Origin of the sequence: Paenibacillus sp. FSL H8-0122 (genome assembly GCF_038005345.1) — a bacterium.
Classification (GTDB): Bacteria; Bacillota; Bacilli; order Paenibacillales; family Paenibacillaceae; genus Paenibacillus_AQ.
Genome location: NZ_JBBOTB010000001.1, coordinates 5141825 through 5167920, shown reverse-complemented (window position 1 = coordinate 5167920; position 26096 = coordinate 5141825). Strand labels below are relative to the sequence as shown.

At 58.0% G+C, this 26096-nt stretch carries 23 protein-coding genes; 17 read left to right on the top strand and 6 right to left on the bottom strand.

Translation table 11 applies throughout. The features are described from left to right. Positions 1 to 18 precede the first annotated feature (18 nt). Positions 19 to 1092 carry a sulfate ABC transporter substrate-binding protein gene (locus NSS64_RS22225; RefSeq protein WP_341141550.1) on the top strand — a complete coding sequence of 358 codons (1074 nt, stop codon included), beginning with the start codon at positions 19 to 21 and terminating at the stop codon, positions 1090 to 1092. A 200-nt stretch (positions 1093 to 1292) separates the two neighbouring features. Further along, a complete protein-coding gene (locus NSS64_RS22220) occupies positions 1293 to 2075 on the top strand; it encodes an MBL fold metallo-hydrolase (RefSeq protein ID WP_341141549.1) in 783 nt (260 codons plus the stop codon). 428 nt (positions 2076 to 2503) lie between these two features. Here the strand turns inward: NSS64_RS22220 and NSS64_RS22215 are convergent, their stop codons facing one another. Continuing rightward, on the bottom strand, positions 2504 to 3475 hold the full coding sequence (locus tag NSS64_RS22215; RefSeq protein ID WP_341142876.1) for an SDR family oxidoreductase: 972 nt from the start codon (positions 3473 to 3475) through the stop codon (positions 2504 to 2506). Between the two features lie 211 nt (positions 3476 to 3686). Then, positions 3687 to 4625, bottom strand: a complete 939-nt coding sequence (locus NSS64_RS22210) for an AraC family transcriptional regulator (protein WP_341141548.1) — start codon at positions 4623 to 4625, stop codon at positions 3687 to 3689. Positions 4626 to 5054: 429 nt separating this feature from the next. Here NSS64_RS22210 and NSS64_RS22205 point away from each other — a divergent pair, with 429 nt between their 5' ends. Together NSS64_RS22205 and NSS64_RS22200 are read left to right on the top strand one after the other, a co-directional pair. Further along, positions 5055 to 5636: a GNAT family N-acetyltransferase gene (locus NSS64_RS22205; protein WP_341141547.1), complete on the top strand. Its 582-nt coding sequence runs from the start codon at positions 5055 to 5057 to the stop codon at positions 5634 to 5636. 15 nt (positions 5637 to 5651) lie between these two features. After that, the gene (locus NSS64_RS22200) at positions 5652 to 7418 is read left to right on the top strand and encodes an ABC transporter ATP-binding protein (protein ID WP_341141546.1); all 1767 of its coding nucleotides are present in this window, start codon (positions 5652 to 5654) and stop codon (positions 7416 to 7418) included. Here NSS64_RS22200 and NSS64_RS22195 read toward each other — a convergent pair. From NSS64_RS22195 to NSS64_RS22185, 3 genes are all read right to left on the bottom strand, one after another. Next, the gene (locus NSS64_RS22195) at positions 7415 to 7771 is read right to left on the bottom strand and encodes a hypothetical protein (RefSeq protein WP_341141545.1); all 357 of its coding nucleotides are present in this window, start codon (positions 7769 to 7771) and stop codon (positions 7415 to 7417) included. The two genes, NSS64_RS22200 and NSS64_RS22195, sit on opposite strands and share 4 nt — an antisense overlap. 115 nt (positions 7772 to 7886) lie before the next feature. Beyond that, the gene (locus NSS64_RS22190) at positions 7887 to 8699 is read right to left on the bottom strand and encodes a Cof-type HAD-IIB family hydrolase (RefSeq protein WP_341141544.1); all 813 of its coding nucleotides are present in this window, start codon (positions 8697 to 8699) and stop codon (positions 7887 to 7889) included. Positions 8700 to 8840: 141 nt separating this feature from the next. Further along, the gene (locus NSS64_RS22185; RefSeq protein WP_341141543.1) at positions 8841 to 9752 is read right to left on the bottom strand and encodes a DMT family transporter; all 912 of its coding nucleotides are present in this window, start codon (positions 9750 to 9752) and stop codon (positions 8841 to 8843) included. Between the two features lie 231 nt (positions 9753 to 9983). On the opposite strand from NSS64_RS22185, the gene NSS64_RS22180 reads away from it, so the two are divergent. Continuing rightward, entirely contained in the window at positions 9984 to 10694 is a 711-nt protein-coding gene (locus NSS64_RS22180; RefSeq protein ID WP_076082502.1) for a metal-dependent hydrolase, read from the top strand. A gap of 108 nt (positions 10695 to 10802) precedes the next feature. Here NSS64_RS22180 and NSS64_RS22175 read toward each other — a convergent pair whose 3' ends face one another. Next, a complete protein-coding gene (locus NSS64_RS22175) occupies positions 10803 to 11807 on the bottom strand; it encodes a lipoate--protein ligase (RefSeq protein ID WP_340943377.1) in 1005 nt (334 codons plus the stop codon). 303 nt (positions 11808 to 12110) lie between these two features. On the opposite strand from NSS64_RS22175, the gene cobD reads away from it, so the two are divergent. The 12 genes from cobD (at position 12111) to NSS64_RS22115 (ending at position 26093) form a co-directional block, all read left to right on the top strand. After that, positions 12111 to 13202, top strand: coding sequence for a threonine-phosphate decarboxylase CobD (gene cobD, locus NSS64_RS22170; protein WP_341141542.1), 1092 nt, complete (start codon positions 12111 to 12113; stop codon positions 13200 to 13202). A gap of 54 nt (positions 13203 to 13256) precedes the next feature. Continuing rightward, positions 13257 to 14207 (top strand): adenosylcobinamide amidohydrolase, encoded by a 951-nt coding sequence (locus NSS64_RS22165; RefSeq protein ID WP_341141541.1) that lies wholly within the window; start codon positions 13257 to 13259, stop codon positions 14205 to 14207. A gap of 40 nt (positions 14208 to 14247) precedes the next feature. Next, positions 14248 to 15213 carry an adenosylcobinamide-phosphate synthase CbiB gene (gene cbiB, locus NSS64_RS22160; RefSeq protein WP_341141540.1) on the top strand — a complete coding sequence of 322 codons (966 nt, stop codon included), beginning with the start codon at positions 14248 to 14250 and terminating at the stop codon, positions 15211 to 15213. A gap of 6 nt (positions 15214 to 15219) precedes the next feature. Continuing rightward, positions 15220 to 15933: a histidine phosphatase family protein gene (locus NSS64_RS22155; RefSeq protein ID WP_341141539.1), complete on the top strand. Its 714-nt coding sequence runs from the start codon at positions 15220 to 15222 to the stop codon at positions 15931 to 15933. A gap of 320 nt (positions 15934 to 16253) precedes the next feature. Next, a complete protein-coding gene (locus NSS64_RS22150) occupies positions 16254 to 17717 on the top strand; it encodes an aminotransferase-like domain-containing protein (RefSeq protein WP_341141538.1) in 1464 nt (487 codons plus the stop codon). 9 nt (positions 17718 to 17726) lie between these two features. Next, a complete protein-coding gene (locus NSS64_RS22145) occupies positions 17727 to 18788 on the top strand; it encodes a D-alanine--D-alanine ligase (RefSeq protein WP_341141537.1) in 1062 nt (353 codons plus the stop codon). Next, positions 18785 to 20041: a pyridoxal phosphate-dependent aminotransferase gene (locus NSS64_RS22140; RefSeq protein ID WP_341141536.1), complete on the top strand. Its 1257-nt coding sequence runs from the start codon at positions 18785 to 18787 to the stop codon at positions 20039 to 20041. The genes NSS64_RS22145 and NSS64_RS22140 overlap by 4 nt, the downstream gene beginning before the upstream one ends. An 819-nt stretch (positions 20042 to 20860) precedes the next feature. Beyond that, positions 20861 to 21922 (top strand): nicotinate-nucleotide--dimethylbenzimidazole phosphoribosyltransferase, encoded by a 1062-nt coding sequence (gene cobT / locus NSS64_RS22135; protein ID WP_341141535.1) that lies wholly within the window; start codon positions 20861 to 20863, stop codon positions 21920 to 21922. Next, positions 21919 to 22482, top strand: coding sequence for a bifunctional adenosylcobinamide kinase/adenosylcobinamide-phosphate guanylyltransferase (gene cobU / locus NSS64_RS22130; protein ID WP_341141534.1), 564 nt, complete (start codon positions 21919 to 21921; stop codon positions 22480 to 22482). Before cobT ends, cobU begins: the two co-directional genes overlap by 4 nt. Further along, positions 22479 to 23291 carry an adenosylcobinamide-GDP ribazoletransferase gene (gene cobS / locus NSS64_RS22125; RefSeq protein WP_341141533.1) on the top strand — a complete coding sequence of 271 codons (813 nt, stop codon included), beginning with the start codon at positions 22479 to 22481 and terminating at the stop codon, positions 23289 to 23291. The genes cobU and cobS overlap by 4 nt, the downstream gene beginning before the upstream one ends. Before the next feature lie 841 nt (positions 23292 to 24132). After that, positions 24133 to 25764, top strand: a complete 1632-nt coding sequence (locus NSS64_RS22120; RefSeq protein ID WP_445667806.1) for a cobyric acid synthase — start codon at positions 24133 to 24135, stop codon at positions 25762 to 25764. Positions 25765 to 25766: 2 nt separating this feature from the next. Beyond that, positions 25767 to 26093, top strand: coding sequence for a YnfA family protein (locus NSS64_RS22115; RefSeq protein ID WP_340943361.1), 327 nt, complete (start codon positions 25767 to 25769; stop codon positions 26091 to 26093). Positions 26094 to 26096: the final 3 nt, after the last annotated feature.

Genomic DNA, 26096 nt, shown 5'->3' with positions numbered 1-26096 from the left:
GTGGGATGTGTCGCCGGTATGAGGCTTATCAGAAGGAGCAGACAACTGCACGGATGGCTGACGGTCTTGCTGCTGGTGGTGTTCACCCTGACCGCATCGGGCTGCGGGAATGAGCAGCCGGATGCAGGAGAGGCAGGTGCACCGCCGCAGGGAGATCTAACGCTTGTGGTGGGTGCCTACAGCGTGGTGAAGGATGCCATGGGCGAGATTCTCCCCAGGTTCGCGGAGAAGTGGAAGGCGGATACCGGTCAAACGATCGTATTCCAGCAGTCCTATGAGGCTTCCGGAACCCAGGCGCGGGCGATCGCCGGCGGCTTCGAGGCGGATGTCACGCTGCTTGCCATGGAAGGCGATGTCGGGAAGCTGGTCAAGGCGGGTCTTGTGGAGAAGGACTGGAAGCAGCGCGGCGGCGAGGCGGGCATGGTGACACGGTCGGTTGTGGCCCTGGGAACGCGGGAGGGCAATCCGAAGGGAATTCATGATTTTGCCGATCTGGCGAAGCCGGGGGTGAAGGTGCTTTACCCTAATCCGAAGACCTCCGGCGGTGCCCAGTGGGACATCAACGCGATCTACGGGGCCGGCCTGAAGCGTTCTGAGGAGCAGGAGGGGGCGAAGGACCCTGCGGCTGCCAAGGCCTTCCTGGAGAGCATACACAGGAACGTCGAATCTCTGGATAAAAGCGGGCGGGCATCCATGGCTGCCTTCGAGTACGGGGTGGGCGATGTGATCGTCACTTATGAGAATGAGCTGCTGGCGCGGATTGCAGAGGGTGTGAAGTATGAGGTGGTCATTCCCCGGAATACGATCCTGATCGAGAATCCTGCGGCTGTGGTGGATAAATACGCGGATAAGCATGGTACCCGTGCGGCCGCAGAAGCGCTGGTCGATTATCTGACAACCCCGCAGGCGCAGGAGATCTTCGCCAAGTTCGGCTTCCGTCCCGTGAACCAGCAGGTCTATGCGGCACATGAGAGCCAGTATCCGGTTCCTGCCGGCCTGTTCGATATCAGCTACCTTGGCGGCTGGGAGGAAGTCCGCACCACGTTATACTCCAAGCGGGGCATATGGTATCAGGTGCTGGCCGGGATCTAGGCGGGTAGATGAGGCGGAAGAGGATTAGAAGACATTTGCTCAGTGTGGAGTGCGAAGGAGTAAAGGAGCTGTTCTCCGGCCTGATGAGGCTGGAGGACGGCTTTTTGCCGTTCTTATAGGCCAGTATGCAAAGGACCCGCTGCTGTTCTATAATAAACTGACGGATATTCGAGAAAAAAGACGATGAGGTGGGCAGGCATATGGATACATTAGTGTTCCTTGGAACAGGGGATGCCATGGGCGTACCCCGCGTCTATTGTGATTGTGAGACCTGCACGGAGGCAAGAACCACCGGGCGCAATAACCGCCTGCGTTCTTCTGTGCTTATAGATAACGGCAGCGGCTTCCTGGCGATTGACTGCGGACCGGACTGGCGGCGGCAGATGGAGCTGCAGGGGCACCGCACCATGAAGCGTCTGCTCGTGACACATGCGCATTTCGATCATATCGGCGGGCTGCCGGAGTGGGCGGACAGCTGCCGCTGGATGAGCTTCCGGGGAGAGCTGTACGCTCCGGCGGAGGTCATTCCCGTCATCCAGCGGCAATACCCGTGGCTTACTGGGCATATCGACATGATCCCGTGCGATGACGGCATTACGCTGGATGGCTGGCAGATTAGCACATGGCGGGTGAACCATGGCAAGAATGGTTACTCCTATGCCTACAGGCTGGAGAAGGAGGAATATGTCTGGGTGTACTGCCCGGACTCGATCTCTCTGACCACGGAGGAAACCAGGCAGATGCATGGAGCGGACCTGCTGGTGCTGGGAACCAGCTTTTATTACGAGGCAGCTGAGTTGTCTACCCGCTCTGTGTACGATATGACCGAAGCTGCCGACCTGCTGGAGACCGTTCAGCCGCGCCGTGCGGTCTACACACATATGTCGCATGATATCAATCTGGACAAGGATTATATTCTGCCGGAGAAGGTTACGCTGGCCGTTACGGGGATGAGGCTTCCGCTATGCCGGGAGGAGTCCTGAACAGGGGACGGGCAGTATGAGACAACAAATAGGAGCTTTCCGGAGAGTCAGAATGTACTGACTTTTTGGAAAGCTCCTTCTTGTTGTTTAGGAAATTATGATTTTCTTTTGTTGGGATGGGTTCAATGCTCCACACAGCCAGCAACAGTTATTGAGAATCCTGCAGAAATTGCAACAATACTGTCTCATAGAAGCGGTCAAAGCCTGAAATCCTGCACAGAATGCAACAAATCCCGCGCTAACTTGCTCTCCACACCGGAATTTGTGCAAATTATGCAACATTGTGCTTCAGCCAGTAATAGGTATAGAGGAATCCTGCAAAAAGTGCAACAATGCTGCTCCTCACAAGCAGCCGGTGTGAGTAGGCGTCAGTATCCTTCACCCGTTAGGGTGAATTTGTGCTTTGCATGGTCACTCATCGGATTTACTTAACGCAGCTGGTTGCCCGCAAAATAATCACCCTGTGCGATTTCGGCCAGCAGCCCGCGCTCCTGCGGGTTCCAGCCGAAGCGCTCACGGGTTAGCGCTGAAGACACGGGATTGTCGGCCGAGACAAACGGGCCCAGCCAGCCGTAAAAAGAGCTGGCTTCAGCCGCTTCGATCCGCTTGGCGGGCAGATTCACCTGCTGCGCTATCGCTTCCGCAATCTGCCTGAAGGGCACACCTTCTTCCCCAGCCGCATGGAACCGCGTGCCTGCCGGAGCCTGCTCGGCAGCCAGCTTGAACAGGCGCGCCGCATCCAACCGGTGTACGGCGGGCCAGCGGTTGGCGCCTTGCCCGATATAAGCGGCCGCGCCTTTGGATCTTGCACTGCGGATCAGGCTCGGCAGCAGGCCGCCCCGGTCGCCCGTGCCATAGACGATTGGCGGCAGACGCACCAGCGACGCACGGACGCCTGACCCGGCCAGCGCGAGCAATGCGTTCTCCGACGCCAGACGTCCTCCTCCGATGGAGGAGGCATCTCCCCGGTCATCCTCGGCCGCCAGCCTGCCGGGAGTGAGCGTCATGGTCGGCATCGCGATCACAAGTCCGCCGGAGCGCCCCGACAGCGAGGCTCCAAAAGCTTCGATGGCGCGCAGTTCCGTTTCTACCGCTGCCTCCATGAAACGGGCCGGCGTACGGGCCGGACTTCCGCCCAGCATAATCTTCAGCTTCATCTTCAGGCTGGCATGGGAGAACTTATGATAAAAGGCCGTATGGATAACCGCGTCCGCTTCAGCCGCTTCCCGGCGCAACAGGTCTGTGTTCTCGACAGAGCCCCGGACGGCTCTCGTTCCTGAGGCCTCCAGCCGCTGGGCCGCTTCCTTCGAGCGTACCAGCCCGGCCACTTCATGTCCGCCCTCCAACAGCTCCCGGACCACTGCTGATCCGATAAAGCCGCTTGCTCCCGTAACAAAAATACGAATTTCGGTCTCCTCCTTATGGAATCAAGCCTTGTTCAGGCTGCTTGTTCCGCGATGATTTCCGCTTCGCCGCCCGGCGTGTTCGGATAAGATCAGTATAGACGGATCACAGCACGAACATTTGACCGTTCCGCTTGAATATTTGCCTGATTCAACGGAAGGAGTACTCTTATTCAACTTGTGGCAGAATGGGCTTCCCCGATTGGGTTCAGGAAATGCGGCCCGACTTCCATTTGGCAATATCCCGGCTCGGCGGATTGCCGAAGAAGCGGCTGTAATCCCGGCTGAACTGGGAGTCGCTGATATATCCGACCAGTTGGCACGCCGTGGTGATATCCCGTCCGCCGGACAGCATGAGCCGCCGCGCTTCCTGCAGCCGTAGCGCCTTCTGGTATTGGAGCGGGCTCATCGAGGTCACCGACTTGAAATATTCACGGAACGAGGATTCGCTGAGATGGACCATGCTTGCCAGCTCGGCAATTTTTAGCGATTCCGCGAAGTGGCTGCGCAGCCAGTCGATCGCTTTGGCGACGCGCTGGACATCCGATCCGGCCAGCACGGACTCGGCCACATACACGCCAATTGGACTGCGCAGCAGCCGGACAAAAATCTCATCCGCTGCCATGGAGGCCAGCAGACCGTTATCGCCGGGCTCGTCCAGACACGCGACCAGCCGGGCCACCGCGCCGATTAAGGCAGGTTCGCCTTCCAGCACATAGCTTGCGCTGCGCTTGCCGGTTTTTGGCAGACCGTTCGGATAAACCTTAGGGATAAGCGCAGCGATTTTGTGCGGATCAAGATAGACGCCGACGCCGAGGAACGGTTCCGAAGCGCTGGCCTGAATTGTCTGCATGCGGATGGGCACCGCTACGGGAGCAACCAGAATGCGCGATCCGCTGTATTCGGAAGTGGATTCGCCGATCTTGATCATTTTGGTGCCCTGCGCCGCAATCCCTAACGTGGGCCACTGCATTGTGTACAGGTAATCAGACGGTTCTGTTCTGGAGTAGCGGTTGAAATACAATCCTTGAATCGGTGTCTCGGCTGTCCCGTCATGTGTAACATGAGCCTCAATCAGACGGGCCAATCTAAGCGTTTCCAGCCTTGTTTGCTCTTCTGCTGATTCTTCCATATGTGTTTTGGCCATGACCATTCATTCATCCTCTCTCCATCAACCATCCATGCTTTGTGCAAGTATACAATACTCTCCCTCATATTTCCCCCAAGTGATCACCAATCATCCGCAATGATTTGCTCATAACCCCCGCAGTGCCTTTTGAAGCTACAGCGTTCATTTTATTGGAAATTTTTTTCATTTTCAGTCTCTGGACCGATCCGGGAATCCGCCCTCCGCCGCTGGGTCCCTTTGCCAGGGGGCTAGTAAACTATAGGCATTGGAGCCGAAGAGAGTGGGCCCATTACGAGCCCGCCTTCCAGTTTTATGTATATGATGCGTATTTTTCTTTATTTTCAAAAAGGGAAGGAGGTACTATACTATAACGATGCGTAGTGGATTAGAGGGAAAAACTGTTAGTGCGATAATCCAATTAATCGATCATCGTGGAGGTTTAAGAATATGAGTAATGATTTTATTCCGATTATGCTGGATATTTCAGAGAGCTTTGAGACAGAGCGGCTGCTTGTCCGTGCTTTGCGGCCTGGAGATGGCAAGGAAATAAATGAAGCCATCCGGGAGAGTCTGGATGAGCTGAAGCCGTGGATGCCCTTTGCCCAGAGTATGCCGACTGTGGAGGAAACTGAGCAATACGTCCGTGAATCGCAAGTAGCCTATCTGAAGCGTACCACCCTGAACATGGAGATTTTCCGCCAGGAGGACGGCAGATTCGTGGGCAACATAGGTCTGCATCATGTGGATTGGGATTGCCGCCGATTCGAAATAGGCTACTGGATCAGAAGCTCATGCTCAGGCAATGGATACATTACGGAAGCGGTGAACGGAATTACAGATTTTGCAATCAGAGAACTTGGAGCAAGCCGGATTGAAATCCGTTGCTGCGCCCTTAACCGGAGAAGCGCCGCCGTAGCGGAGCGTGCTGGATTTATACTGGATGGCATTCTCCGCAAAAGCACCCGTGAGTCGGACGGGGAACTCCATGACTGCAAGGTATATGCCAAGGTGCAGGGTGCGGAATTCTAAAGGGGAGCTGATGATGTGAAGAAGAAAGGTGCTTTTGCCAGATTAAGTACATATATGCTAAGACATAAGCTGATCTATGCTGTACTGCTCTTAGTGACGTTATTTAGTATTGTGCTGGATCTGACCATGGCCTGGTTCCTGGCCCGGATTACGGATGCGGCAGTCCGGCTGGATGTGGAGGCGTTCACGGGGCTGGCCTGGTTCGGGGCTATATTCTTGCTCGTAACCGGAATTGTTAACTACCTGAGTGCGTATCTCAAAACCAATGTATCGGCCAAAATCAGAAATGAGCTGCGTCAGGACATGATGGGGCATACGCTGGCCTTGCCGCAGTCTTATTTCGACCGCAATCATTCCGGTGATTTGTTGTCCCGGTTCACGAATGACAATCAATCGGTCGGAGAAGCCTGCGGGCAGGTGATGCTGGATCTGCTGCGCAACCCGCTGCTGGCGATAGCCTCCTTCGGTTATCTGCTCTATATTAACTGGCTGCTGGCGCTGATCTGCCTGTCCATCGGGCCGCTGCTGTTCCTGACCGGTAAAATCTTCGGCAATGCGATGCGCATCAACAGTGTGCGGGTGCAGGAAAGTATGAGCCGGACTACGGCTTTTCTGAACGATATTCTGGGCAGCAGCATGGTGTTCAAGGCATTCTCCATGGAGCGCAGGCTGCAGAAGCAATATGTTGGCTACAGTGAAGATATTGCCTCAGGAGAGAAAAAGAAAGCGAGAATCGAAGGGGCAACCGGAGCGATCTCCTCCTTGCTGGGGAATCTGACCTTCCTGCTGGCTCTGGTGATTGCCGGGTGGTTCGTGGCGAATGGACGGCTTGAGGTCGGGGCGATGATTGCCTTCATTCAGCTGATGAATTATCTGGTTGGGCCGTTCTCGTCTCTGCCGGGCCTGGTCGCTTCCATGCAGCAGTCGCTGGGTGTGGCGGAGCGGATCTTCGAGGTGATGGATGCGCCTGCTGAGGTTGAGGTGCTGCCTGAGGTCCGGGCGGATCTGCCGGGGTTCGGGGAGCTTCGGCTCGCAGAGGTATCATTTAGCTATCCGGGCAGTGAGAAGCAGAGCCTTAACAAGGTCAGTCTGGAGCTAACATGCGGACAACAAATGGCCGTAGTAGGTCCGAGCGGCGGCGGGAAATCTACCCTGTTCAAGCTGCTGCTTGGTTTCTATCAGACGGATGCGGGTGAGGCTGCGATCAACGGCCGTCCGATCAGCGGAATACCGCTGGCAGAGCTGCGCAGCTACTTTGCCTATGTGCCTCAGGAGTCGGGCCTATATTCCGGGAGCATCCGGGACAATATCGAGAGCGGCAAGCCCGGTGCGTCAGACGAGGAGATTGTTGAGGCGCTGCGGCAGGCGAATGCGTACGAGTTCGTGACGGAGCTGCCGGAAGGCATACACACGGACATTGGCGAGCATGGCTCCCGGTTGTCCGGCGGTCAGAGGCAGCGGCTGTCCATTGCCAGAGCGATGCTTAAGGATGCACCGATTCTGCTGCTGGATGAAGCTACGGCTGCCCTCGACAATGAGTCGGAGCGAATGGTCCAGCAGGCGATCCGTAAGCTGATGAAGGATAAGACAACGCTTGTGATCGCCCACCGGCTCTCAACCATACAGAATGCCGATGTCATCCTGGTAATGGAGAACGGGGAGATTGTGGAGCGGGGCGGACATGAGGAGCTGCTTGCCTCGGAGGGGCGGTACTCGGATCTGTATCATTCACAGCTTGAGCAGGAGAACACGGAGGAGCTGATTCCTACCGCTTCTTATTAGAGATCGTTCATGGCTTCAATCACCTGCTCGAAGGCTGTAAGTCTTCTGGATAAAAGCGTTTGTTGCGGACTGCCCGGCTTAGCTTTGGTATAACTCTGTTTAACCGAGACGATTAATCCGTTAATCACTTCGCGGGCCTCCGCACAATCAGCGGGAGTATAGGAATGAGGTTTGAGCTGCCAGGCCTTGTCCAGAACGGCTAACCCGATGTTAACGGCACGGAGCCGTTTTGCGACAAGGGTAGTGCTGGCACCGCTCTGTGTCATTTGGGTTAATGCAGCTTCGAGCTTACGGATGGTTGATTGCATAGATTGCAGGGATTCCAGTTGTCCGGCAGGAGATACTTCTTGCATGGAGGATCATCCTTTCTGCTTAAAGAATAAATAGGGTGGCGTAGCCGCAGGTTCGATTTCAGAATCTCCGGGACGCCGCCCTTTTTGGTGTACAATTCTCTGCAATGCTCCGAGATTATGCTTCCTGGTTCACCCCAAGAATGAACTTATCAATGGCGTATTTCACGCCGTCCTCATTGTTGCTAAGTGTAACGAAATCAGCGATTTCCTTCAGCGCAGGAATGGCATTCGCCATTGCCACACCGAGACCCGCAGCTTCAAGCATCTCATGATCATTCCAGGAATCGCCGACAGCCATCGTCTCGGACAGCTCGCAGCCAAAGTGTGCAGCCAGGAATTCCAGGGCCAGACCCTTGGTGCCTTCATGATGCATAATCTCCAGGAAATGCGGCTTGGACTTCGTGATGTGAACCGAATCGCCGAGCAGGCTGCGCAGGATCGGGGACAGCTCATCGAGGAAGTCGGGATCGTCGATAATGAGCATTTTTGGTGTTTTTTGCGGAACCAGCTTGGCTTCCCAGTCCGGCTCGATATAGTACTGCGTTCCGTTCAGAGTCGAATAGTCAATCAGCTTCTGGTTCTCTTCCCGGGCGTACAGCTTGTCGTCAATATAAGTCTGCAGGTGCAGATCATGCTCTACACAATATTGGAAAAGCTTGCGCACCGCGTCCTGCGGCACATAACGCTCATACAGGACCTCTTCATCGAGCAGGTTCTTCACCAGCGCTCCCTGATAGGTGATGATCGGCACGTTCAGACCGGTCTGGCGGGCAATCGCCTGGGCGGAAGCATAGGCGCGTCCGGTAGCTAGGGTGACTACCACGCCAGCAGCTACAGCCTGCTCCAGTGCGGTCTGCGTGGCCGGGGTCACTTCCTTATCGTCGTTAATCAGGGTGTCGTCAATATCGATGGCAATCAATTTGTACATTTGGGTTCTCTCCTAAGCGTGGTTAGTAGTCCGGCTGTCCGCTGAATCCTCTATAGGAAGGGTAGCGGAAGCACGGCTCTCTGTCTGTAGCAATGGAACTTATTAACGTGAAGTCTGGCAAAAGGGTCCGCGGACTCCGGCTCAGCCCTCCGCCTGCGTCCCGGACGGCGCGGGGCTGAGCTCCGCCAGCAGCATAGCGGCCAGAATGCAGCCGCAGCCGAGCAGCGCGGATACGCCCAGCGTCTCTCCGCCGAAGAGCAGGCCGGTGACGGCAGCGAACACCGGCTCCATGGCATAGATGATCGCCACCCTGGACGGGGTGGTGTATTTCTGGCAAGCCGTCTGAATCCAGAAGGCGAAGGCGCTGGTCGGGCCGATGGAGATCAGCATAGCAGAGAGCACCTCCGGCTGGCGGAGCAGCTCTCCGCTATGCAGCAGCGGGCCGCTTCCATCCACGAGCAGGGAGGCGGCGATGCTGAGCAGGCCTACGAAGCCGAGCTGAAGCGCCGCCAGCGGCAGGGCCGGATAACGCGGTGCGTATCTGCCGGTATACGCGATCTGCAGCGCAAAAGCCACGGCGCAGAGCAGAATCAGGCCATCGCCCTTATTCAGGGAGAAGGCAGGGCCGGTAAAGGTCAGCAGATACAAGCCCCCCGCTGCAAGCCCGGCGCTCACCCAGGTATATCTGGAGATGGCCGTCTTCAGCAGTGCCAGAGACAGGAACGGGACCAGCACCACCGACAGCCCGGTGATAAATCCCGTGTTGGAGGTGGTGGTGTACAGCAGCCCCACGGTCTGGAAGCCGTAGCCAAGGAACAGGAAGAGGCCCAGCAGCAGGGCATGCATCACCATGCGCAAGCTCAGCTTACGCCATTCCTGGCGGTAGAAGACAGCGGTAATCAAGGCCAGCAGCACGGCGGCACCTGTAAACCGGATGCTGTTAAAGGCAAGCGGCGGCAGCACCCGTACGGCGGACTGCACGATCAGAAACGTGCATCCCCACATCATCGCCACCAGTAGCAGACTTAGATCGGCGATTCGGGAGCGATTCACAGGGTTCATCCTTTCAGGGCCAGTTGAGTTGTCCAAATTGTATCCTAAAACAGGGGGCAGGACAAGCCGAAACTCTGCGGCATCCTTGGCCCCGTGGGCGTGAAGAGCCTGGAAACTACATATAAGCTGGACAAAAAAGGAAAGCCTTGGTATACTTCGGTAACCGCACACCTGTTCTTATTTCGGGACATCCAGAAGCATTTATACTTTCATCTAAGGAGCGGATTCACCATGATGGGCAAATCCCATTTAGTTATCAGCACCGGGGTTACCCTGTCCGCCATGAGCCTGCTAGGGCATGCTATTACCCTTCCGGCTGTTGCCGTCGCTGTGGTCAGCTCGCTGCTGCCCGATATCGACGAGCCGAATTCCATGCTGGTACGCAAGGCCGTGCCGGAGTTTTTGCTGCGTATTCTGCAGGTAGCGCTGATCGGAGCGGGCATTTATCTTTATTTTGCCGGGATAGCGGAGCCGCCCTGGAATATCGCACTGGCGCTGCTGGTGGGCAGCGTATCCTTCCTGCCCAGCCGCAGGCTGCGGCATCTGGTGATGCTGCTGATTGCGCTGGCCTTGTTTGCTTTTGCCGATGCCTATGATCCATGGAACTATATCGCCGCCTGTGTGCTGGTCGTAGCTTCCATAGTTCCTCACCGGGGAATCACGCATACGCTATATGCCGTTGCCGGATGGGGCGCGCTGCTGTACTTCGTCTCCCTTGACATGAATGACGGCGGCAGTCTGTGGATTGCCGGGAGCCTGTCCTACGGACTGCATCTCCTCGCCGACTCCCTGACCCAGCGCGGGATCACGCCGCTGCCTCCGATTCCCTTCAAGCTGCGGCTGAAGCTGATGAGCACCGGCACGAAGAAGGGCAACGCGGTGGAGAAAGTATGCGTGATGCTTACGCTGGCGCTGGTGTTGTATGTGTTCGTGCTTGTATAGCAGCGAACCCGGCAAGCATACGGAGGCAAAGAACCCCACTAGCTCTGCGCAGGATGCGGCAGGTTAGCGGGGTTCTTTTTAAAATATAAAATTCGACTTGCTATAAAGCTATTCCTCAAGAAACACAAGTCCGATGAAATCCTCCGGCTCAATACGGCCGAAGTAATGCTTCAGATCGAGATCAGCCAGCGCCTGGCGGACCTCGGCTTCCTCATAACGCTTGCCGCGCAGCGCATTCTCCACATCTGCCACATCGCCGACGCCGAAGAAGTCGCCGTAGATTTTGATCTCCCGGATGACCGAATCTTCAATATCCATGCGGATATCCACGAGCCCTGCCGGGAATTTGCGGGTGTGCTTCACGTTGCTCTTCGGCGACAGACCGTAGTTCCAGTCCCAATTCTGGTAATGCTCCTTGGAGATTTCATTGATCCGCACCCAGTCGTCCATGGTCAGCTTGTACTGCGGAACCTCGGAGGCTTCCATGCCGAAGATTGAGCGCAGCAGGCCCTCACGGAATTGTTCAATCGTCATGTCAGGATTGCCCAGCAGCTCCTTGATATTGGCGACCCGGCTGCGCACGGACTTGGTGCTCTTCGACTTGAACTTCTCGGGATTCACGTTCAGGGAAGCCTGGACATCATCCAGATTCAGATCGAACATCAGGGTGCCGTGGCTGAACATGCGTCCGCGGGTGGAGAACTGGGCGTTGCCGGAGATTTTCTGCTCCCCGACCTGAAGATCATTGCGTCCGCTCAGCTCGGCGTTCACGCCCATAGATTGCAGATAGTCGATGACCGGCTGGGTGAATTTCAGGAAGTTATGGAAGGACTGGCCGTCATCCTTGGTAATGAAGCTGAAGTTGAGGTTGCCGAGATCATGATACACCGCGCCGCCGCCGGACAACCGCCGAACGACCTGGATATTGTGCTCCTTCACGTACTCCTGGTTGATCTCCTCGATCGTATTCTGATGCTTGCCAATAATGATTGACGGGCTGTTGATATAGAAGAGCAGGTAGCTCTCGTCCATCGGCAGGTTTTTGAGCGCAAACTCCTCAATGGCGAGATTGATCGATGCGTCTGTAATTCCGGTATTATCGATAAAAAGCATTCGTGATTCCTCCGCGTGACCATAGTAAACTGCTGTACTTATTCTAAACTAAAAGAGAGATTTCTTCAAAAGAGGAGTGAACGGCGGGGGAGGGGCTATTGGCGGATAGGATGAGGGAATAGGGTTAACTGGCGCGTGTGGCGGATAGAAACGATTGATGAGTGCGTGTGCAGCATGAACAGGTGCGGCATGTATAGAAAGTTTACGGGTTCAAGACCGGATGCATAGGCAATATGACGTTGACGTACTTCCGCCCTTAGGCCAATAATTGGGAGACAGATGTAACGTAAAGGGAGTGTACCTATGCTTGAAAAATACGGCCACGGCGGTGATCTCCTGACTGCCGCCGAGTTATACGGGGGCAGCAGCGGCGGATTCCTGGATTTCAGCGCTAACATTAACCCGCTGGGGCCGCCGCCGGGCGTGCTGGCGCAGCTGCGGGATGCGGGCGCAGCGGTCACCGCATACCCCGATCCGGGCCACCGCAAGCTCAAGGCGCTGCTGGCGGAGGAGCTGGGTCTCGGCACGGAGTGGATTACCGTGGCGAACGGGGCGGCAGAGTCGATGGCACTGCTGCTGCTGGCGGTGGCTCCGCGCCGGGTGGGCATCGTGGAGCCGTGCTTCTCCGAGTACCGCCAGCTCGCGGAGCAGTTCGGCGCGGAGGTCTTGTCCGTTCAGGGGACCAGCCGGATGGATTACCGGGCTGCCGTGGACAGCGTCTCCGACCTGCTGGAGCAGGTCGATCTGCTGTTCCTCGGCCAGCCGAATAATCCGAATGGCGTCCAGTATCCGCTGGACGAGCTGCGGCAGCTCGCGCAGCAGGCAGAGGCCTGCGGGACGGTACTGGCGGTGGATGAAGCGTTCATCGACTTCATCCCGGAGGCGGACCGGCAATCTCTGCTGCCGGAGCTGGGGGCTTATCGTCATACGGTGCTGGTGCGCTCGATGACGAAGTTCTTTGCCATTCCGGGGCTGCGGCTGGGCTTCACTGCCGCGCATCCGGCGCTTGCCGCAGCCATGACCGGCAAGCAGGTGACCTGGAGCGTGAACGGCCTGGCGCTGCTGGCCGGGGAAGCTTGCCTGCGCTGCGGAGACGGCTACAGGCAGGAGACGCGTGCGCTGATCGCAGCTGAGCGGCAGCGGCTGCGGGAGGGCTTGCTTGAGCTCGGCTGCGGCGTGCCGCCGGGCCAAGCGAACTTCCTGCTGCTGCGGCTGCCCGCTCCGTGGAGCGCGCAGGAGATGCAGCAGCGCTTGGGTGCGGGCGGCATCCTCGTCCGCAGCTGCGCGATGTACCCCGGCCTTGAGCCGGGACACATCCGCGTCGCGGTCAAGGGCCGCGCGGACAACGACCGTCTGCTGCGGCAGATGGGGGAGCTGCTGCGGGCGGGGATGTGAGACATCCGCACTCAGGAGATTTTGAGAGTCATTAATGAATGGAGTCGATGATACGTGGATGAGATCGAGGTTAGTTTGCCTTTTAATCTTGAAGCTGGAGTGAAGACGTACCGCAGTAAGGTGTGGCCCGGGCTGACGCTGGAATGGCGGGAGGGCCATCTGCTGCTGGAATTGCCGGCTGAAGCGGACGGTATATCAAGTGCTGTATATGGCGGAGGCATGGGACGTCTGAAGCGTGCGGTGAACCAATACGTCAGCCGGGACTACGAGTGCAGCAATCCGGTGCAGGATCTTGAAAACAAGCTTCAGGAGTGGGGCTACCCGCTGGAAGGCTGCGCCGGGCTAATGACGGCCGTTCCGCTGGAGCACGCTGCTGTTGCCGAGGAGGATACGGGATCAGCGGGCATATTCTGCTGCGTAACAGCGGCGGCGGGCAACGCGGCCCGGGCCGGGTCGGTGCGCAGTGTGCTGGCGGCCTACCGTCCAGGCACGATCAATATTATGCTCGGCATCGACGGCTGGCTGTCACAGTCGGCCATGGTCAATGCTGTAATGACGGCCACGGAAGCGAAGGCTGCGGCGCTGGCAGACCTCGGAATCACGGATTCCGAGAATGGGCTTAGTGCAACGGGAACCACTACGGATGCCATTGTGATTGCGGTGAGCGGAAGCCGCCGCTATGCTGCGGAGCATGTGTATGCCGGAACGGCGACTGACCTCGGCGGAGCCATCGGCAGACTGGTGTACAGCGCGGTGACGGAGAGCCTGCGCTCAGTGGAAGCAGCGAAATCCATGAGTAGAGCAGAGGCGGAAGCATCGCAGGCTGCGCGAGGAGTAGACGCGGAGTCGTTACGAGCTGAGCACGGGGTACACGCGGAAGAATCGCAGGCTGCGCGAGAAGTAGACGCGGAAGTGTCACATGTTGAGCACGGAGTAAACGCGGAAGCGTTACAGGCATCACATTCTCCACTGCCCCGTGTCTCTCAGAGTGGCGGCCGGGAATGACGAACACGGACTGCTATACAGAGCGGCGGGGTGAGCCAAGGTGAAGCTTGCTATCATCCTGCTCTCTGCTTATATTGTGGACCGGGTGGTTGGTGATCCGCGCAGCCTGCCCCATCCGGTTATTTACATAGGGAAGGTCATTAGTGCTCTGGAGCGGGGGATTCGCCGCTTCGCCGCAGCTCCCAGTGCTCTGAAGCGTGCCGGTATTCTTCTTCCGCTGCTGGTGGCGGGCGGCGCTTGGGCGCTGACCGCGCTGCTTGTTATGCTGCTCGCCCGCCTGTCTCCCTGGCTTGCCGGGCTTGCCGAAGTCTGGCTGATCTCGACCACCATCGCCTCCAAGGGATTGAAGGATGCAGGCATGGCCGTATACGCCGAGCTGCGTTCAAGAGATATTCCCGCCGCCCGCCGGGCGCTGGGGATGATCGTGGGCCGGGATACGGCTCATCTGGACAGCCCGGAGATTGTGCGCGGTACGGTGGAGACGGTTGCGGAGAATATCGTCGATGCGATCATCTCGCCGCTGTTCTTCGCTCTGCTGGGCGGGGCGCCGCTGGCCATGGCTTACCGTGCGGTGAACACGCTGGATTCCATGGTCGGCTACAAGAACGATAAATACCGCGACCTTGGCTGGGCATCGGCCCGCTTGGACGATGTCGCCAACTACATACCGGCGCGGTTGACCGCGCTGCTCTTAACCTTATGTGCTGCGCTCCTGCGGCTGGACTGGCGGAGATGCTGGCGCACCGTGCGCCGGGATGCCCGCCTTCATCCCAGTCCGAACAGCGGCTACCCGGAATCGGCAGTTGCCGGGGCCCTCGGTATCCGGCTGGGCGGCGAGAATGTATACCATGGCATCGTCTCCTTCCGCGCGTACATGGGTGATCCGCTGCGGACGATGGAGCCGGAGGATATTATTGTGACCTCGCGGATGATGATGTGGTCATCCGCAATATTTGTCTGCATCTGTGCAGCCGTTGCCCTGCTATGGCACGGGATCGGGGGCTAAAGCGGAATGGAGAGAGTTCAAGCAGGAGGGGCGGGGGATTCTTCTCCGGTTGACCAGAATGCGGAGGAAGCTCAAAGGTTGCAGGGGATACAGTCGCTTCTGACCCAGCCTGCGCAGCCGGAGCTTGAGGTGGTGTTAGTCCGCCATGGCTATACGCAGTGGAATCAGGAACGGCGTTATCTGGGGAGGACCGATGTGCCGCTTGTGCCGTGGGAGGCGGAGCGGTTGAAGGAGCTCCGGACACAGCCGCCGCTCAGCGGGGAATTCCGCCGTGTCTATTGCAGCGACCTGTGCCGGTGCAGAGAGACTCTGGCAGCCTTGGTTCCGCACCTGATGCCGCAGGCCATCTATGATTCCCGGCTGCGGGAGATGGACTTCGGGGCGTGGGAAGGCTGCACGTATGAGCAACTTAAGGATCATGCGCTGTACCGGAGCTGGATTGACAACCCCGGGTCGGCCACGCCGCCGGGAGGGGAGGCGTGGGAGGAATTCGCCGCCCGGGTTGATCATTTCTGGACGCAGCTTCAGTGGGAGGCGCAGGCTCCCGAAGTATCTCGTATATTACTGGTGACCCACGGCGGTGTCATCCGGCAACTGCTGGCGCAGATCATCGAAGACATGACCTTCTATACCGCTGTAGCACCAGTTCCAGGTGAGGTTACGGTCCTGCGCCTCCGGAGAGAAGGAGAAAGCTGGAGGATGGTAGAGCAGGAATGCTAATGTGTGATTGCACTATGTACATCAGATTGATCCAAAAAACGTGCCAAAACCCGTTCTGCTGTATTTCCTGCAACAGAATATCAGCAATTGCCCCCATAATAGGCAAAATCCAAATTTCTGATGTACATAATGCAACTGAACACGAAATAGGGCCAATATACTTTAATCTGACTGTACAAAATACAATAGAACCCTCACGGGGGCAACCGAATGGCGTCTTGAGCTCTCCCACAGAACCACGCCCGGAAGAAAATCCCGGGGCGGTGGTTCTTTTTTTACGGCAGCGACTGTGCCATGATAGCTATGGAGGCGATCACAGGATGTTTAAGGATTTCAAGCTCATTGCCGGGCGTCCGGTATCGATCCAGGTGAAGGATTACATGAAGCATCTCATCATCAAAAGCGCGCTCCAAGGCGGGCAGAAGCTGCCCTCCACACGTGAGCTGAGCACCTTGCTGAAGGTCAGCCGGAACTCGGTGATCTCGGCTTATGAGGGGCTGGAAGACGATGGCTTCGCCTATACCGTACAGGGCCAGGGCAGTTACGTCGCACAGGGCGCAGCAGCGGGGCAGCGTGAACCGGAAGCGGCAACCTGGAGCATGGACTGGACAGAGCGGCTCAGCAGCCAGGCGCTGCTCGCGGAGGAGCTGGACATTATGAAGCGGGGGATACGCGCGGAGAAGGGTACGATTTCTTTTACCAGCATCGCCCCGGATGAGCGTCTCTTCGATCTGGACCATGTGCGTAGAGCGTTCCTGGAGCGTATGTCCGTAGAGGGCAACGTTCTGCTGAATTATGGATATGCCAAAGGCTACAAGCCGTTAATAGACCATCTCAAACAATATATGGAGCATAAAGGCGTGGATCTGCGCGGCAAGGATCTGCTGATTACGAACGGGTTCACGGAGGGCTTCGACCTGGTGCTGTCGGCTCTCGGCAAGCGTCACGGCACAGTGATCTGCGAGAATCCGACGCATCATACGGCGATCAAGAATCTGAAGCTGCACGGCTTTGGAATTCATGGGGTCACGATGGAGCGGGATGGCATTCACCTCGGGGAGCTGAAGCAGGCGCTGGAGAAGCAGCAATACGACTGTGCTTATCTGGTTCCCTCCTACCATAATCCCACCGGCATCGTCATGTCACCCGAGAAAAGACAAAGGCTAATGAAGCTGATGCAGGACTACAACGTGCCGGTGATTGAGGACGGGTTCAACGAGGAGCTGCGGTATTCCGGCGCCCATGTGGCTCCGTTAATTGCGGCGGCGGGCGGCGGGAACGGCGTGGTGTATCTCGGCAGCTTTTCCAAGGTTCTGTTCCCCGGGCTGCGGGTGGGCTGGGTGCTGGCGGATCAGGAGCTGATCTATTATCTGGAGAGCGTCAAGCGGGCGCGGACCATTCATACCTCGACGCTGGACCAGTCCATACTGTATCAATATCTGCTGGGCGGCAATCTGGAGAAGTATCTCAAAAAAGCCCGGCTGGAGTATAAACGCAAATACGAGCTGACCCTGGCCTGCTGTAAGGAGCATATTCCATATGCCACCTTGTCGGGTGATGGGGGGCTGCATCTGTTCGTAACGTTCGCGGAAGGCTTCAACACAAGGGAGTTGCTGGCGGCTTGCCATGCGCAGGGGGTTATTTTTACGGCGGGAGACATCTTCTTCACCGACGGTGCAGGGCAGAACACGCTGCGGCTGGGCTTCTCCAGGGTGGCGGATGAGGATATCGTGAGGGGCATTGCAATCATCGGGAAGACAGCACGGAAAATTATGGGAGAATGAGGTGAGGATATGCTTAGAGTAGGGGTTATTATGGGCGGGGTGTCGTCCGAATATGAGGTATCGCTGAAGACCGGCAGGGAGATGCTGAAGGCGCTTGATCCGGCAAAATACACAGCGGTTCCGGTACACATTACCTCGCGCAAAGAGCTGCTGGAACGGGTAGCGGGACTGGACTTCGCTCTGCTTGCCCTGCATGGGGCCTACGGGGAAGATGGTACGGTGCAGGGAGCCCTGGAGACGCTCGGAATTCCGTATTCCGGGAGCGGGGTGCTCGCAAGCAGCTTATGTATGGATAAAGGGCTGGCCAAGACGGTCATCCGCAGCAAAAGCATCCCTACACCCGATTGGCTGCGCTGGGACAGCATGGATGAATATGCCCCGGAAGCCGTGCAGCGGCTCGGTTATCCGGTGATGGTGAAGCCGAATTCCGGCGGGTCCAGCATCGGCATGACCAAGGTGAATCATCCGCAGGAGCTGGCGGGCGCGGTAGAGAAGGCTTTTGCCTGCGCTGAAGGAGGCTCTGTGCTCATTGAACACTATATCCCGGGACAGGAGATTACCTGCTCTATCTTGGGGGGAGAAATGCTGCCGGTCATCGGCATCCAATCGCTGGGTGCGGACTGGTTCGATTATGAGGCCAAATACGAGCGTGGCGGCGCGGAGGAGCGGATCATCCGGTTGCCGGATGCGTTGCAGGAACAGGTGCAGACGGCGGCGTTAACCAGCTACCGGGCGCTCAAATGCGCAGTGTATGCACGGGTGGATATGCTGTTGAAGGATGGCATCCCTTATGTGCTGGAGGTGAATACCCTGCCCGGAATGACGGCAACCAGTCTGTTGCCCCAGAGTGCAGCGGCAGCCGGGATGGACTTCAGCAGCCTGTTGGATGAGATTATTACCAGATCACTGCGGGAGCGCGGGGGGCTGCAAGATGCATCTGGAGAGGGAGCGCGGATGGATATGGATGCTGGAATGAAGCAGATGGGGCAGGTTAAGGAGGCGCAGCAAGCCAATCATACTCATCAAACCCCTCAAGCGCAGACTGTAGAATATGGAGGTGTCAGGCTATGAACACGATCAGAAGGGACAATGCCGTCCTGCCTGCGGATAGAAGCAACAGCCCTCAGCACAGTCTTATCATTAATCCGCGGTTACAAGAGATTCCGCCTTCGGGCATCCGGGCTTTTTTTGATCTCGCTGCGGGTAACAACGATATTATCTCATTGGGAGTAGGCGAGCCGGACTTCGCAACACCCGCGCAGGTTCGGGCTGCCTGCATCCGTGCGCTGGATCGCGGGGAGACGGGGTACACCTCTAACAGCGGACTGCCGGAGCTGCGGGAGGAGATTGCGGGCTATATGCAGACCGGCTTCGGATTGCGTTACGATCCTGCGGATGAAATCTTGGTTACGGTGGGCAGTAGTGAAGCGGTGGATCTGGCGCTGCGGGCCTTCATGGCTCCCGGGGATGAGATTCTGATTCCTTCTCCGGGTTATGTTGCTTACGCGCCTATCGCCTACCTGAACGGCGGGACGCTGGCACCGGTGGAGACGAAGGTTGAGGAAGGGTTTAAGCTCACTGCCGAAGCGCTGCGTAAGGCGGTAACGCCGCGTACGAAGCTGCTGATGGTGAATTTTCCAAGCAATCCTACGGGGGCGGTTATGACTTATGAAGACTGGCTGCCTGTGGCTGAAGTGGTGAAGGAGCTGGGCCTGATCGTCATTTCCGATGAGATCTATGCCGAGCTGACCTACGACAGCAAGCATGTGAGCATCGCTTCCCTGCCCGGGATGCAGGAGCGGACGGTGGTGATCAGCGGGTTCTCGAAGGCTTTTGCCATGACGGGCTGGCGGGTGGGTTATGCCTGCGGGAACCGTGAGCTGCTCTCGGCCATGCTCAAAATCCATCAATACACCGCCATGTGCGCCCCTGTACCGGGACAGATTGCTGCTGCCGAAGCCCTGCGCAGTGCGTTGCCGGATATGGAACGGATGAAGGCATGCTTCAAAGAACGACGCTCGCTGCTGGTGGAGGGCCTGCGGTCCGCCGGATTGTCCTGCCATATGCCGCAGGGGGCCTTCTATGCCTTCGCTTCGATCAGCCACACCGGGATCGGGTCAGAAGAGTTCGCGATGCGCCTGCTTCAGGAGGCAGGGGTTGCCGTGGTGCCGGGCCATGTGTTCGGAGCCGGAGGGGAAGGCTATATCCGCTGCTCCTACGCCGCTTCTACGGCGAAGCTGACCGAAGCGCTGGAGCGGCTCGAAGATTTCATGAGGGTGACAATGCTGCATAGTGTTGAAGGTAAAAATGTAATTGTAAGATGATTTCATATCACCTATAATCCTTAAAGGAAGAAATAGGGATATTGTAACAGCATTCCGGCCCGCCGCCGGATCAGGAAGCCCCCTTCTTCATTTGGAGGGGGGCTTTTGGGCTTGTATTAGGGGGAGGTTGGGGGGCCAGTGGAAGCTGGATGGTGCTGGAAGTTGTCGGGCGGAGAGACGGTTGGCAGGTAACTAGGTAATTATGGCGGGATGTAAGCTGGCAGGAGAGAGCAAAGTAGGCGGGGGAGCAAAGAGAGGGAGAAATCCCTTTGATTGTGGTGGAAAGTAGGCTGGTGAAGGAGATGGGAGGAGGAAATCCCTTTGATCCTACAGTGCTGAGGTGCATAAGTGCACCTGAATTTGCTGAAATGGGGCTAGGCGGTCAAATGAGGTGCACAAGTGCACCTGCTTTCGGCGAAATGGGGCCAGGCGGTCGAATGAGGGGTATTAGTGCACCTGATTCCAGCGAAATGGGGCTAGGCGGTCAAATGAGGGGTATTAGTGCACTTGATTTCGGCTAACTTGACCTGCCAGACGCCGCACCACTTCACCACTCCACCACCCCGCACACCCGCACCCTGCAACTTTTACAGTGCATGCTCATACACTTCACCACCTCCATGGCAGCAATTGGACTAAATTTTCCTTCTCATACAGGCTTATACTCTTCAGTGCGCTAATGAGCGGCATGACCTGCAATACTTGCGAATTTAAACTTCAACGAGTGTTACACAACTTCAACGTAACCTGATCAGCAGACACAGATGTATTCTTGCAGCGGGAGTCCGCTTCCGCACTATCTAATAGGAGGCATTATTAATGATCTCAGCCATTCAAGAAGTAACCGGACGGATCGCCCCGCCTGACGAAAAAGCTACGCTGCGCGCGGTACTCCGCCTGAACAGTCTGACCAAGCCGCCCGGAAGCCTCGGGCGGCTGGAGGCGCTGGCTGTCCGGCTGGCCGGAATCTCCAAAGTAGAGCAGCCCTGTTACAGCAAACGAACGGTAGTGGTTATGGCCGCAGACCATGGGGTCTGCTGTGAAGGCGTCAGTGCTTTTCCGCAGGAGGTCACCATGCAGATGGCCTATAACTTCCTCAGCGGCGGGGCGGCTGTGAATGTGCTGGCCCGCCAAGGCGGTGCAGAGGTGCAGTTCGTGGACATCGGGATTAACGGCGATATCGGGCACCCGCAGCTGATTAACCGTAAGGTCCGCCGGGGCACAGACAATATGGCAGCAGGCCCGGCGATGAGCCGGGAGGATGCGCTGCGCGCGATTCTGGCCGGAGTTCATGTGGCGCAGGAGGCGGTGAAGAACGGAACGGAGATTTTTATTACCGGGGAGATGGGCATCGGGAATACGACAGCCAGTGCGGCGGTCTTGTGCGCACTCGAAGGCATTCCGGCAGAGACGGCGGCTGGACGGGGGACAGGCATTAACGATGAGCGGCTCCAGCACAAAATCTCGGTAATCGAACGTGCCCTCCAGGTGAATAACCCCGACCCTGCAGATCCGGTTGATGTGCTCGCTAAGGTCGGGGGGCTTGAGATTGCCGGGCTGGCCGGGCTGATTCTCGGAGCGGCGGCCCTGCGGATTCCGGTCATTCTGGACGGCTTCATCTCCGGGGCGGCAGCCCTGATCGCCCGGGCACTGGCGCCGGAATCCACAGCGTACATGATCGCTTCCCATGTCTCTGGGGAGCAGGGGCACAAGCTGATGCTGGACCGCCTCGGTCTGGAAGCGCTGATTGATATGGGCCTGCGGCTGGGCGAAGGCACCGGGGGCGCGCTGTGTCTGCATTTCATCGAAGCGGTCTGCCGGATTATGCGTGAGATGGCAACCTTCGAGAGTGCGGGCGTCTCCGGATCGGAGAGCGTATGAGCATTCTGGTCACAGGCGGGGCACGCAGCGGCAAAAGCGGCTTCGCCGAGCGTCTGACCCGCAAGCTGGCTGACTCGCGGCAGGCGGTCTATGTGGCAACCGGACAGGCTTTTGATGCGGAGATGGAAGCGCGGATTGCGTTGCACCGGCAGCAGCGGCAGGCGGACGCGGACGGCTTCCAGTGGGAGACACTGGAGGAGCCGCTTAAGCTCGCAGCGCTGCTGGAGCAGCTCTCCGGCAGCGGCCAGACTGTGCTGGTGGACTGTCTCACGCTCTGGCTGTCGAATCAGCTGCTGGCTGTGGAGGAGAAGAGCGACAGGCAGGAATTAGCAGAGGCTGCAATTGCCGGACTGGAGCAAGCCGTCTCCGGCTTCGAGGGCACGCTGATCCTTGTTACCAATGAGGTCGGCGGCGGCATTGTGCCGGAGTATCCGCTGGGCCGGCTGTACCGTGATCTGGCCGGAAGGATGAACGCCCGGCTTGCTGCCCGGTGCGGGCAGGTATTTCTTGTTACCGCCGGAATCCCGGTTGAGCTGAGAAGCCGGGAGTATCTTCTGTGAGTGCGCGGGGAAATGCCGCGGCCGCGTTTCAGTTCCTGACGCGGTTTCCGGTCCGCAGCCGGGAAGACTTCTCGCCGGAGCTGCTGCGCGCGAGCGTGGTCTATTATCCGCTCGTCGGGGCAGCCATCGGCCTTAGCACCGCACTCGGCGCCGCCGCAGCAGGCTGGCTGCTGCCGGCTTGGCCTGCCGCTGTCGTCACCCTCATCCTGTGGGTGGGGCTGACCGGCGGGCTGCATTTGGACGGCTGGATGGACAGCGCCGATGCGCTGCTCAGCTACCGCTCCAGGGAGCGGATGCTGGAGATCATGAAGGACAGCCGTGTCGGCGCTATGGGCGTGCTGGCCTGCGTGCTGCTCCTGCTGCTGAAGGCCTCGCTGCTGGCGGCATGGCTCGAAGGCGGCAGCTTCAGCCTGCTGCCGCTGCTCCTGCTGCCGCCGGTCTGGGGCCGCTGGTACATGGTGCGGGCGATGGCCCGCTATCCTCTGGCCCGCGGCAATGAAGGGCTGGCCGCCACCTTCGGCGGGCTGCCTGCCCGGCAGGAGCGGCGCGCGGGCCTGAGCGCCGCACTGCTGACGGTGGCCGCTGCCGCTGCGCCTCTGGCGCTGGGCGCGGGCAGCGGGGCCTGGCCGCTGCTGGCGGCTGCAGCCATCCTGGCACCGCTGGCGGCTGCGGCCTGCGGCCGGCTCGCGGCGCGGCGGATTGGCAGCCGGCTCGGCGGGCTCACCGGCGACGTCTACGGCGCGCTGGGCGAGCTGCTGGAGACGGTGGTCCTGCTTGTGCTGGTGCTGGTCCAGCACAACTTACCTTAGCGGGCTGCGCGGCAACTGCCCGCGTCCGTCTGAATGATGCGCCGTACCTACGCAGCAATTATGCGCCGCTTCGCGCCGCGCCCGTAGCGAACAATCAGTGATACATGTATTCTGTGCAACTAAAAATAGTGAAACGGCAGGCTGTCTTCTTCTAACTGTAGTCTATACAACTAAATTAGCCTGAATGGACGAAAATCTAGATATAGAGGCGGTTTAATTGCACGAAATGCAGCTAACCGGAGATTCGGCGGCAGACAAGGCGATTTAGTTGTACAAATTGCAATTCCGCCATGGGCTCCGATGTATGCGGAAAACTGAATACAATGTACCAGCGGCGAGGGGACGGATCGAATATATACGGAAAACTGAATACAATGGGTGCAATGGGTGCTGCGCTGAGGGATGGGAGCAATGCTCCACAGCTAGTAACATTTTTAGAGAAATCTTGCAAGAAGTGCAACAATGCTGCCCAATAGAAGCGGCTTATGCACAAATCCTGCACGAAATGCAACAAATCCAGCGTTAACATACTCTAACCACCGTAATTTGTGCAAATTAAACAACATTGTGCTTCTGCCAGTAACATTTATAGATAAATCCTGCAAAATGTGCAACAATGCTCTCCATCTCCATACAAGCGGCCGGTGAGAGAGAAAACCTTCAAAATTAGCCGGAGTTAGGTGGAGCACGGATTGGAAAGAGAGAAGACTTAAGAGAGTGTGCGAAAAACTGAACATAATGGGCAGGCGTAGAGGGATGTGGACTGGATGCTCCACATCCCCTAAAGAAGTTGGAGTCCTCCCCCACAAAAATGTAGACTGAACAGAGGAGGAAGATGAACATGGAAGATACAGCCGCACACACAAGCGCAGCCCGGGCAGCGGAAGCCGGGCTGCGGCGGCCCGGCGCCGTGCTGATGATCCAGGGGACGGCCTCCGATGTCGGCAAAAGCCTGGTCACCGCCGCCATCGGGCGGATTATGACCCGGGACGGCTACCGGACGGCCCCGTTCAAGTCGCAGAATATGGCGCTGAATTCCTATGTCACAGCGGACGGCAAGGAAATCGGCCGTGCCCAGGGGATGCAGGCGGAAGCCTTCGGTATTACGGCTACCAGCGATATGAATCCGATTCTGCTGAAGCCCTCCGGGGAGATGAGTGCGCAGATTGTCGTGCATGGGGTGCCGCATGCCGCCCTCAGCGCGAGGGAATACCGCGAGAAGTTCCTTCCCGAAGCTAAGGACACCGTAATGGATGCGCTCGGGAGGCTGCGGGAGGCTTATGATATTGTGCTGATGGAAGGTGCGGGCAGTCCGGCGGAGATCAATCTTAAGAGCCGGGATATCGTCAATATGAATCTGGCCGGCTGGGCAGATGCGCCCGTGCTGCTGGTCGCCGACATTGACCGGGGCGGCGTCTTCGCCTTCATCGTCGGCACCCTGGAGCTGCTGGAGCCGCATGAACGCGCCCGGGTCAAGGGCTTCATCATCAATAAATTCCGCGGGGATGTCTCTCTGTTACAGCCCGGACTGGACTGGCTGGAGGAGCGGACAGGCATTCCGGTGCTGGGAGTGCTGCCGTTCCTGCCGCAGCTGCGGATTGAGGCAGAGGATTCCGTAGCACTGGAAGGAACGTCCCGCCGCCAGCGGGAGGAGTCCGCGAAAGAGCTTGATATCGCGGTCATCCGTTATCCGCGGATCTCCAACTTCACCGACTTCGATCCGCTGGAGGAGGAGCCGGATGCTGCCGTACGTTATGTGCAGTCGGCAGATGAGCTTGGAACACCGGATGTCATTATCCTGCCGGGCACGAAGAATACCGCTGCTGACCTGCACTATCTGCGCGAGCAGGGTTTCCCTGCTGCAATCGAGCGTGCGCTGGAGCGGGGAACGCAACAGCTTGCCGGAATCTGCGGCGGGTATCAGATGCTGGGCTTGAAGCTGCTAGATCCCCATGCCGTAGAGAGTGCGGAGCCGGGAGAGAGCGAGGGGCTGGGCTATCTGCCGCTCTCGACAGCTTTTCTCCAGCACAAGACTACGGTGCGGGTGAGCGGCGGAATGGCTGCGGATCACCCCCTGCGGTTAAGCACCACAGCCACTGGTGTAACACCGGAAGCATTGCCTGTTGCCGGGTATGAGATACATATGGGAACAACCACGAACCACGATCCGTCTTCTGTACTCAGCCTGTTTACGCTGGCCGGACCGGAAGGACAGGCTGTGCCGGAGGGTTGGGGAACCCGGGATGGTAAAGTCTGGGGCAGCTATCTGCACGGGCTGTTCCATAACGATGCCCTGCGCCGGAGCTGGCTGAACGGACTGCGTAGCTCCAAGGGACTGGCACCGCTAAGCGCCACCTTCTCGGCGGCTGCACTTCGTGAGCAGGAATTCGACCGGCTGGCAGATGCCGTAGCGTCCCATTTGAATATGGCTGCGGTATATGCAATCATGGGCCTGCCGGGAGGGGGAGAATAGCGATGCTGCTTGCCGTGCTGCTGTTTGTCGTAGCTGGTCTCGCCGAGATCGGCGGCGGATACCTCGTCTGGCTCTGGCTGCGGGAATCGCGCCCGTTATGGTACGGATTAACAGGCTCGGTTATCCTGATCGCCTATGGCATCATCCCGACCCTGCAGAAGTTCCCTTCGTTTGGCCGGGTATACGCCGCTTATGGCGGAGTATTCATCGTGCTGGCTGTACTATGGGGCTGGCTGGTGGACCGCAAGACGCCGGATCTCTACGACTGGGTCGGAGCGGGCATCTGCGTCATCGGGGTATCCGTCATTTTATGGGCGCCAAGGCACTGAGCA

Coding starts and splice junctions, on each gene's coding strand:
- NSS64_RS22225 (WP_341141550.1), top strand. CDS start 19: ATGAGGCTTATCAGAAGGAGCAGACAACTGCACGGATGGCTGACGGTC.
- NSS64_RS22220 (WP_341141549.1), top strand. CDS start 1,293: ATGGATACATTAGTGTTCCTTGGAACAGGGGATGCCATGGGCGTACCC.
- NSS64_RS22210 (WP_341141548.1), bottom strand. CDS start 4,625: ATGGCCAAAACACATATGGAAGAATCAGCAGAAGAGCAAACAAGGCTG.
- NSS64_RS22205 (WP_341141547.1), top strand. CDS start 5,055: ATGAGTAATGATTTTATTCCGATTATGCTGGATATTTCAGAGAGCTTT.
- NSS64_RS22195 (WP_341141545.1), bottom strand. CDS start 7,771: ATGCAAGAAGTATCTCCTGCCGGACAACTGGAATCCCTGCAATCTATG.
- NSS64_RS22190 (WP_341141544.1), bottom strand. CDS start 8,699: ATGTACAAATTGATTGCCATCGATATTGACGACACCCTGATTAACGAC.
- NSS64_RS22180 (WP_076082502.1), top strand. CDS start 9,984: ATGATGGGCAAATCCCATTTAGTTATCAGCACCGGGGTTACCCTGTCC.
- NSS64_RS22175 (WP_340943377.1), bottom strand. CDS start 11,807: ATGCTTTTTATCGATAATACCGGAATTACAGACGCATCGATCAATCTC.
- cobD (WP_341141542.1), top strand. CDS start 12,111: ATGCTTGAAAAATACGGCCACGGCGGTGATCTCCTGACTGCCGCCGAG.
- NSS64_RS22155 (WP_341141539.1), top strand. CDS start 15,220: ATGGAGAGAGTTCAAGCAGGAGGGGCGGGGGATTCTTCTCCGGTTGAC.
- NSS64_RS22150 (WP_341141538.1), top strand. CDS start 16,254: ATGTTTAAGGATTTCAAGCTCATTGCCGGGCGTCCGGTATCGATCCAG.
- NSS64_RS22145 (WP_341141537.1), top strand. CDS start 17,727: ATGCTTAGAGTAGGGGTTATTATGGGCGGGGTGTCGTCCGAATATGAG.
- NSS64_RS22140 (WP_341141536.1), top strand. CDS start 18,785: ATGAACACGATCAGAAGGGACAATGCCGTCCTGCCTGCGGATAGAAGC.
- cobT (WP_341141535.1), top strand. CDS start 20,861: ATGATCTCAGCCATTCAAGAAGTAACCGGACGGATCGCCCCGCCTGAC.
- cobU (WP_341141534.1), top strand. CDS start 21,919: ATGAGCATTCTGGTCACAGGCGGGGCACGCAGCGGCAAAAGCGGCTTC.
- NSS64_RS22120 (WP_445667806.1), top strand. CDS start 24,133: ATGGAAGATACAGCCGCACACACAAGCGCAGCCCGGGCAGCGGAAGCC.
- NSS64_RS22115 (WP_340943361.1), top strand. CDS start 25,767: ATGCTGCTTGCCGTGCTGCTGTTTGTCGTAGCTGGTCTCGCCGAGATC.